Genomic DNA, 10067 nt, shown 5'->3' with positions numbered 1-10067 from the left:
TTGATGTAGCGTATTCTCTGTATTGGTATTAATAGTCCTAGTATCAATTTCTTTACCATCTACAGTTAGTATACCATCAGAAATAGCAGATTGAGTAGTCGAGCTTGCTTTACCTTTAGATCCTACGCCTAAATTTGGAACTAGACCGATATTATTATAGATCTTATCATAGCCTTTTTTATCATTGGTCTTCATCTCTTCGAGTTTCTTTTTACTACCATAGTAGTTATAGCCGATCCCATTATTGCTATAGGTATACTCAGCTTCATTTTGGATGTCTTTCATCTCAAGAGATTTAGTAGTCAATGTATTCTTAGCTTTTGGAGCTTCACTTTTAATGACGGCACCTTCTAATGTAGTCCCATTCCCTACATGAATATCATAGCCATCTTCTCCAGCATAAATACCTGCCTGATGAGTCACGCTCTTCCATTTACTATCAATGCGTCCTACGCTAGCACTAATACTACCTGTTGGATTCTTGAAATTAGGTGTAGAGGAAACAGAGAAGCCCGCAGACTTACTGTGTTCTTTAAAGTTATCTACATCTTGTAAGCTTTGAATATGTAAATCACGACCAGTATCAACTTCAACTTTCTTACCAGATACAGTAGAGCCAATCATATTCGTATCTCGCTTTGCTTTAAGTTGTGCTAATTGTGCTGCTTTAATCGTCGTTGGTACATAGCTTTCTTGATGGGTATCGCCATTTTGACGAGCCATATTACCACTCGCATTAATATCGAGAAGTCCGCCACCAGTCAAACTAATACCAGCACCGACACTCCAACCAGAGCTTTTATAAGTATTCTTAACATCTACAGTGTTTTTACCCGCTGCAAGGTTAATATCACTAGCACTATCTAATACTAGGTTTTTAGCTTCTACTGTTTCACCAGTTATATTAATACCACTATCCTTGGCATCACGAGCTGTAATATGTACAGTACTATCACTAGCAATAGCACCACCTTGATACGTATTTGTGTCTACCACTTGTCCTTGTTTTCTAGAAGTGCTACCAATACTTACTGAGAGATTTATCGCATCATCAATATTTTTTTGACCACGTCGGGAATGATTTTTTGCGTCTTTTAATACTTTACCATCAGTATCACGAAGTTTGACGCCCTTAACCGCTTTATCTACCGCCGCATAGCCATCTTGCAATTGTTGACGTGCTTCATTGAGTTCAAGTGCAGCTAACCGTTTATCATCACGGCCACCAGCTTGTTTTATAGTACGAGTTGCATTAGTAAGCGTATCAACCACTGCACCACCTAATGATACGGTAAGCCCCGTCTTCTTATAGCGTTCATCGTGAGTCATATGATTATGGTCTACATTACCATCTAATGTCACAGCTGAACCTTCTAACACAGCGCCTTCTTTAGCAACAATATCTGCACTTGTAATGTGTACTGTACCATTTGCTTTAATAGAGACAGCGCCTTTAGTACTAGCAATTGTATTTCGTACAGTAGATTCTTCATGGTTGGCTTCGTCAATATTATGTTTTTCTTTACCAATAGAGAAACCTATGCCCGCACCACCTAACAAGCCAGATTTCTTATGACGATATACACTAGTACCATCTGTAATCGCTTTATCTGCACCAAGATCTACCTTACCACCAGCGGTAACAGATACGGCATTCTCACCTATAATTTGAGCAGATTGACCGGTTACATCTTGAGCACTTGTAATCTGTATATCTTTACCACTTACTGTAGAGCCTGTTACAACTGTAGTAGTTACATCATCAACTGCATTGGTGCTTTCACGTTTGACCAAGCTTTTCTTTTTATCTAGGTATACATGATTGACTGTACTATTTGCCTTCGCCGTATTTAATTCAACCGTATTACCAGATACTTTCATTGTGTCTGCCGCTAATAGTTGACTACCTTCAAGTTGTACAGCATCAGAGGCTACAACAGAAATATTTTTACCTTCAATGCTACTACCAACCGATGATTGTGCGTTAACAAGATCATGAGACTCCGTCGTTTGAGAATGTCCGCCACCAGATTTACCCTTATCAAAACGATGTTCTTCCAGTTCATGTGTAGCATTCATGGCTTTCATCGTTACACTATGGCCGGCCGCTACATGCGTATTTACATCAGAGGTAATAACACCTGCCGCCATAGATACATCTCGGCCTGCGACTACTGTTGTTTCACCAGCACCACCAATACGACCTTGATCTACACCGGTTATCGTTTCACGTCGATTATTTCGACTATTCCACTCAATTTTGCTATTAGCTTCCTCATACTGTACGCCTGTATTAATTACATCACGTCCCGCACTAACCTTTGTGGAACCAGCCGCATTCGTTTGTGTAATGGTACCGCCTTCATTAATGACGTCTTTCTTAGCATACACAGAGACTGTATCGTTGCCCATAATAGTGCCTTGTGTATTACGAACTTCATCATTCGCTATAACCGTAGTAGTATTACCTTTGATAAGACCATTGTCATTGTGAATAGTATTACCAGTAAGATTCACATCTTTATCCGCCACAATACTACCGCTATTTTTCATAGTATCAACAGAAAGGTTAATGGATTGAGCTTGCAAATTAGCTGCACCGTCTACTCGTTTTGTAGTTGGGGCTAAATATAGAGTCGGTACTAGTACAGTTTCTGTTTTACCAGTTGGCAATACAACAGCCTTACTAACTAAGAGCACTACATCCTCTTTAAGATTCTTTTGCTCAGCCTCTGTTAAGCCTCTACCTAATGCAATAGATTGAGATTTTGTTACACTAATCCCTGCATCCATCAATTGGCGATATTGTTCTTCTGCGGAAAGACCAGATTGCAGTCTACTTTTTCCAGTTTGACGCATAATTTCTTGCATAACGAGCTGTTGCTCATAATAGCCATCACCCAATCGTTTTTGTATATTCATAGGGTCTAATTTAAGTCGAGATAATACGTAATCAGAAGATAAGAAGTTACGACGATTTGTAAAATTTGGATCGGTTTCAATCACATAGGTAGTATTAGGATTCGTCGATAACTGACTCATACTATGTAATAAAGATGCATCTACTGTAGCATCACTTGTACTATTTTCTACATGACCGCCATATACGGCAACAGGAACATCTGTAGGGTTGACTATCGTATTCTTATACTTCGCTTCACGAATATTGGTAGTATCCCACCCTTTTTTATGATGACGACTATAACTTGTGGCAGTGCCTTCTTCAGTAATATATTCATTACCCTTAGGGTTACTTTGCTCATAGTGACCTACTGTACCAGTGATATCCCCGGCAGCACTAATTTGGCTAGCTTCATTCGTCATATGATCGACATCCATATGTAAATCCCCACCGGAAATAATCCGCCCAGGGTTAGATGTATCTACCACATCTTTTTCACGAGTACGATCATATTCATATTTAGTCCAGCTATCCTTAGGATCGCCATACACTGAAAGTTGAAGATTTTCAGAAGAGTGCACTACTACTTTATCTTTTGGAATTTCATCATCATGCCCATAGATTCGTTCTTCCGATAATTGGTATCGCTTAATGCTACCGGATGGTGCTACTTCGTTTTTGACATGCTCTTTTTCACCTACCGCTACACGTTTAAGGGTAATCCCACCATTTTTATTATCTACAGATTTAGCATATAATGCACCACCTTGACCAAATTCAATGGTAGATGCTGTATTTACAATACGATCTATCTTACCAGACACAGTTCCTGTAGAATCCATCGTTTTACCAAGTTGTAGTTTTCCTTCGGCTTTAATCACACTACCATCAGTATTGACAATCGAATTGGTTGCTATAGATAAATCTTTTTGGGCAATCATAACAGGCGCATCTTTAGTCTCTGTGTTACCCTTTTGAATAACAGAATCAGTGGTAATCTTGGCAGTATCCACATACAATTTACCACGATTCATCTGTTCGAAACTTTTTGTAGTAACATCTGCATCTGTAGCAGCGATAGTACCGGTATTTTGCAATTTGCCGGTACTATCTACGGTTAACTTATTTTGTGCAGATAATACACCTTGATTATTCACACCAAAGCCATCATTGGTGCCAACTAAATACATACTATTGGCATACATACCACCAATAGCAGCTACATCAAGGCCAACTTGACTAGATTCACCAGTTTTGTGAACATTCGTAACTGTACCAGAAGAATCTACGGAAACAGTATTCTTCCCCGTCACAACTTGAGCATCTTTCGCCCAAACTTTACCATTCAGCTGAACAGCCTCAGCTAGCATATCTGTACGCGCTGTTTTCGATGCATTAAGTCCTTTTTCACCTACTGTGATACTACCTTGTTGTACTTGATAGCCTGTAATACTACCGTTATTGATAATTGGGTTCCCCGTTGTTAATGTAGCACTATTAGCATTGATAAACGTACCATTGTTGACAGAAATACCATTTGGGTTGGCAATGATAACATGAGCCTTATTGCCGGCCACTTCAAGAGCCCCATTCATAGATGTTGCACCCGTACCCGTTACTTCATTTAAAATTGTATTCGCTGTAGGTCCGACTAGATTCGGATTTCCCATAATGTAACCCGCCAGCTCCGTATTCACAGGACGATTGGCATTATTTAAAATAAGCCCTTTAGTATCTACATTAAATGCATCATATTGGTTATGAGATAGTCCTTTATCATTAGGCGTATTGATATTGACTACAGTCATACCATTACGAGCCTCTTCTGTTTTTGGCCCTAATGCACCTTGAGCCGGTACAACAGGGCTGGCTAACGCCATCGGAATCCATGGGGCAGAATTTGTGGCAAGCAATGCAGCAAAGATGGCCATTGCCGTATGTTTTCTAATATTCATATTATGTATCTCTCCTAAGTATATAAAACAATATGTATTATGTATCTATATAACTCTCTATGTACAACACTTAAAATTGATAACTTCCTCTAAACGCCCAAACACGGGTATCTGTATCAAATCCTTCTGGTTTCTTAATTGGCGTCCCTAGTGATACATCATAATTAACAGCGTCACCAACAGTGCCTCGTACACCAACGACACCACCAATCAAGGTATTACCTAGTTGAGTTTCTGTAGATGGTCCCCATACATGACCAATATCTATTCCTATATAAGGTGTAATCTGTTGTTTTCTAAATGGTAATGACCATTCACTTTGTACATAGTACCCAGAATCACCTCGTAGTGTTTCTTCCCCACTAAATCCACGTACTGAATACCGTCCCCCAATACTAAACTGATCCGTAGTAAATAAGCGCTGATTCGTAAATTGACTTCTAAAACGCATCGAGAATATACCTTGCTTATGACCGATTCGTACTCCCGTTTGAATCTGCCCTTCAACCCCAGCCATTTTATATAGTGTAGTTGGATTATCTGCCAAACCTTCCCAACTTCGTACCTTAGCACCTAATCCTTTAATACCTTGGCGATAAAATACATACATATCACTCACTGTATTGCCTCTATATTGGCGATGAGATAATCCTAATTCTACCGATGTGGTATGTTGTTCTTGAACACCAATTTCTACATCATCCAGATAATTATGACGAGACTTATGATTAACCTTAGCAATAACTGATGTTTTCGAACGACTAGTTCTATTTAGAACCTGCTCTACCGATACCTCTGTACCTTGTGTGGTACCAGCCGAACGAAATGCATTTGGCATAAACACCAATTGATTATAGCTATACTTATAGGTAGATAATCTATACGTACGATTACCATCGGGAATCGTATAATTAACTGCATATTGCTTTGACCCATGGCCATCATCATGTGGGCTTATATCTTTAGTAAAATTAGCTGTTAATGTATCATTAAGCCCCAGCAATTGACTAAATGACAAAAATACAGTACCTTGATACTCTCCTGTAGCTTTATATCCTGAATTATCTAAGATAAATGAGCCATGCACAAATCCTTTTTGTTCTACCGTAAGCTTAACAATAGAGTGTAACGGCTTGGTACCTGGTTCAATCGTCATCTTTATATCTTGACCAGGTACGCTACGCATCTGATCAATTCCTTGTTCTAACGCTTGACGTCGTAATACATAGCTAGGTCGTACAGGGAATGCACTCCGCCAATTCGTCCGTGCATTTGGATTTGTAAGAACAATATCTTCAACATAACCCGGTAAAATCTCAAAAGTTAATGACCCTGAATGTAAATCTTGATTGGGTACAACCACTTGGCTTGTTACATATCCATCTGCTAATAATTGTTCTTGTAATTGCTTTTGAAGGAATGTAACCCCATCCGACCCGATTCGATTATGCTCATACGCCTCTAAACGGTTCTTATATTTACGAAATACAGGCTCTGATGATGTAATAACAATATGGTCTATAGGAAATGCAATCGCTTCCTTTGGTAATGCCTTCATAGGAGCACTACTAAGACCAACATACGCTGATTCTGAACGCAACGAAGCGGCCCCAGTCATTGGTGCTTCTGCGCGTTGACGCAACGAAGCATCGGCTCGGGCCGCTTCTTGCTGTATAAAAGGGGTAGATACATCGGCTGCAATGCTAGGCAATGTACCAAATGTAGTCAGCAAGCCAATACAACTTGCTGCAATACGTACAACTCTCATAAATTCCTCTCCTTTCTCTATAATTAAATTATATATTAATTTCTATTTTTATTTCAATAAGTTTTATATGTTATTTTATATTTAATTAAAATATAGGATTTCTACTATTAATACACAAAAATAAAAATCTAGCAAATACCAATCAAATTTAACTCCACAAAAACCTCGCCTTTCTCATCAAGAAAAGCGAGGTTTCGTGCATAATATTCTATTTTATAACGCAATACCTAAACACTATATATATACATTATATGTATTAATACAAATATTATTATTGCATTCATGTTATTTAGTTACACTTAACAATTTTCCGCTCACTGCATCGAATACTACAGTAATGGTTTTCTTATCTTGTGTTGCAAATACAACGGTATATTTAGGCGTGCCTTTATCGGTTTTAACAGCCCAGCTTAAAAGGCTTGTTGCTTTACCTTCAGCTTGTGCATAAGCAAAGTTTACCGCTACAGCAGGAGGCAAAATAGTAGATGGATCAAAAGCTGTTTTTTCTACAGTTTTGGTAATTTTACCAACCTTTTCATCCTTAACTTCATTTGCTGTATTTGTAAATACGGCCTTATATACACTATCTTTATCAAAACCGCCAACAGTCAATGTAACGACTGTATCAGTAGCATCAAAAGAAATTTCATTAATAGATGCGCCGGTATGATGTTGTAAAAAACCATTGAGCATTAGATTTGCCCAGCTAATCGCCTGATGTTGTTCATCAACAACAGCGACTGTTGGCTGAACAGGAACTAAATCAGCTGCTTGAGCCATTGGACTCACCACCCCTAACAAAGATGCTAACATTATAAATAAACGACTCTTTTTTAATACAGATTTCATATGTTACGCCTCAAATTCTTTACGTTTCAGACAACAATAACATTTACTATTTATTATGTACTGTTATAACTATACACTATCAATAACAAACGAATTCTATCTATAAGAGAGTGTGTATAAGAAAAGTAAGATAGAATCCGTTTGTTTTCCCACTAGGGAGTAATCAGCCACCTTGATAGTACAATGGCTAACCACCAAATAGCCCTATATTCATTAATTCTAACTAATCTTCTGTATACAAGAGGGAATGTTTAAAATTATTGGAATTAATGAATCTTAGATAGAATCATATCTACCTTGCGTTGCATATCTTCGTTTTGTTGACGAAGGGCTTCATTTTCAGCAGCTTGTTTTTGAACAATTGCTTGTAATGCTGTCACTTCATCTTGCATTACGTAGATAGAACTGATAGGACCACCTTTATATCGATCTGGAATAGCTTTCTTTTCAGGGCTATATCCAAATTTGTGGGTTACACCAGCATTTACGATACCATCGTGGCTATCTAAGGAAACACCTAAGTTAAACATAGTGTTTTCATTAGTGTAATGAGCCACACCAAGTGCTACAGCTGTTTGAGATTTGTAATTACCAATACCAGCCATAATTTGTGTTGGTTCCAATGGATCGTATTGAATTGGTTTCAATGCAGCCAATGCGGCAGCACCTGCACCAGCCTTATACGCATAAGACTTAGCAGCATTACTGGATGCACCAGCAATATTTTGCAATGCTTGGTCCATTTGTGCTTTATTAACTGCATCACCAGCATGAGTAGCAGCACCAATATTATTGATTTGTTTACCACCCATATCTAGATTACTATTGATGGATACATTACCAGGTGTAGAACCACTACCAGCATTAAGCGTAATAGTAGGAGCACCAGTACCACCACTAATAGAGGTAATACCTGTCAATGCAGGATTCAATTTGTAATTAATAACACCAGAGTTGGCAGGATCAGCTGTGATTTGAATGTTGCTATCACCTTTGAAATCAAAACCAGTAGTCAACGCTACAGAATTTTGAGTACCACCATTAGCCTTGTATTTAATATTACCTGTGCCTGCAGTTGCAGTACTAATAGCGGCATTCATTTGACCCAAGTTTACAGCTTCATCATTATTAGCTGCATTAGCCAAACCACTGATACGGTTAGTATTCTTATCAATTACTACATTACCAACAGTAACTTTATCGAAGGAAACATCTTTCTTAGTAGCGATAGTAATATCTTTGCCAGTATTCGTAACCTTGATATTATCGCCATCGTTGAAAGTAACTGTATCGCCACCTTTTACAATTTCAGCAGCAGCGCCATTAACTTTCACATTCCAAGCAGCTGTATCCTTAATCACTTGTTTACCAGCATTATCAATATTGCTCAAATCCTTCTTAGCTGCATTATTAGCAGTTGTTGTAGCATTATTGATTTGGGCACGTGTTGCAGCATCAAGGCCTACTGTAATACTTTGACCACTTGCATTCGTTTCAATACCATTTGTACCAGTGATGCTCAATGTTTGACCATTGCTTACACTACCAGTACCTGTATTACCAGCTGTATTGAAACCTACGTTAGCCGTAGCATTAGAAATCGCATTATCCATTTGTTGTTTATTAACAGCGGAATTAGGCGTTGTACCAGCAGCCACATTTTTAATTTCTGTATTACCAGCGTTGATGCCACCAGTTGTGATGGAAATAGGTGCCGCACCAGTTGTACTTGGCGTAATTGTCATACCGCCACCATTGATAACAGTTGTGCCACTAGGTGTTGTGAAAGTAGCACTGCTTAAGCCAGTTAATGCTTTGGCCATGCGAATGTTCAATGTGCCTGTTGTAGCATCACCAAGGACTGCGATATTACCAGATGTAAGATCAGCTGCTGTTGTAGATGCACCACCTTTGATGTCAAGTTTTTCACCATGTTTACGTGTAACAACAGTTGTATCATCACCACCGAAATCATGTTTAGCATCAGATGTTGCTTTGTTAACAGCATTAGTAATCGCTGTATCCATTTGTGTCTTGTTAACAGCAGAGTTACCAGATGTAGCAGGACCTACATTTGTAATTTCCTTACCACCTGCATCGATACCATTATTCTTATCGATAACAACACCACCAACAGTAACTTTATCGAAGGATACATTTTTAGCGGTACCAATTGTAATGGAACGACCTGTATTTGTAATAGCGATATTATCGCCATTGATGAAGTTAACAGTGTCGCCACCAGCTACAGCAGTTGTACCAGCGCCATTGGTTTCTACATTCCAAGAAGCTGCAGATTTTGCAAGATTTTGGATATATGTATTACCAGCAGTAGACAAGTTGGACAAGTCTTTATTAGCGGAGTTTTCAGCAGCCGTTACAGCAGCACTCAACTTAGCAGTTGGAGCAATGGTTACATCATCACCTGTAGCAGATGTTGTAATGAGTGCGTTTGCACCAGTATCGCCTTTGATGTTGAACTTGATACCACCAGTTGTGCTTAATTTCTTAGCTGTTGTTGTACCGGAATCACTACCTAAGGATACTTTGTTATCCCCTAATGTGCTGATGGAATCAGTAGCTGCCTTGCCAA

At 38.8% G+C, this 10067-nt stretch carries 4 protein-coding genes; all 4 read right to left on the bottom strand.

Annotated elements, in window-relative coordinates; translation table 11 throughout:
- The coding region (locus HMPREF1504_RS04305; RefSeq protein WP_038123705.1) for a hemagglutinin repeat-containing protein at positions 1–4857 on the bottom strand (4857 nt) is incomplete at its 3' end.
- 70 nt (positions 4858–4927) lie between these two features.
- Positions 4928–6625, bottom strand: a complete 1698-nt coding sequence (locus HMPREF1504_RS04300; protein WP_038123704.1) for a ShlB/FhaC/HecB family hemolysin secretion/activation protein — start codon at positions 6623–6625, stop codon at positions 4928–4930.
- Between the two features lie 285 nt (positions 6626–6910).
- Entirely contained in the window at positions 6911–7474 is a 564-nt protein-coding gene (locus tag HMPREF1504_RS04295; protein WP_038123703.1) for a PepSY domain-containing protein, read from the bottom strand.
- Positions 7475–7740: 266 nt separating this feature from the next.
- Positions 7741–10067: YadA C-terminal domain-containing protein (locus HMPREF1504_RS04290; protein ID WP_038123702.1), on the bottom strand; the 2327-nt coding region annotated here is incomplete at its 5' end.

This window comes from Veillonella sp. ICM51a (assembly GCF_000524355.1).
GTDB classification, from domain to species: Bacteria; Bacillota; Negativicutes; order Veillonellales; family Veillonellaceae; genus Veillonella; species Veillonella atypica.
This window is presented reverse-complemented; position numbering and strand designations above follow the sequence as displayed.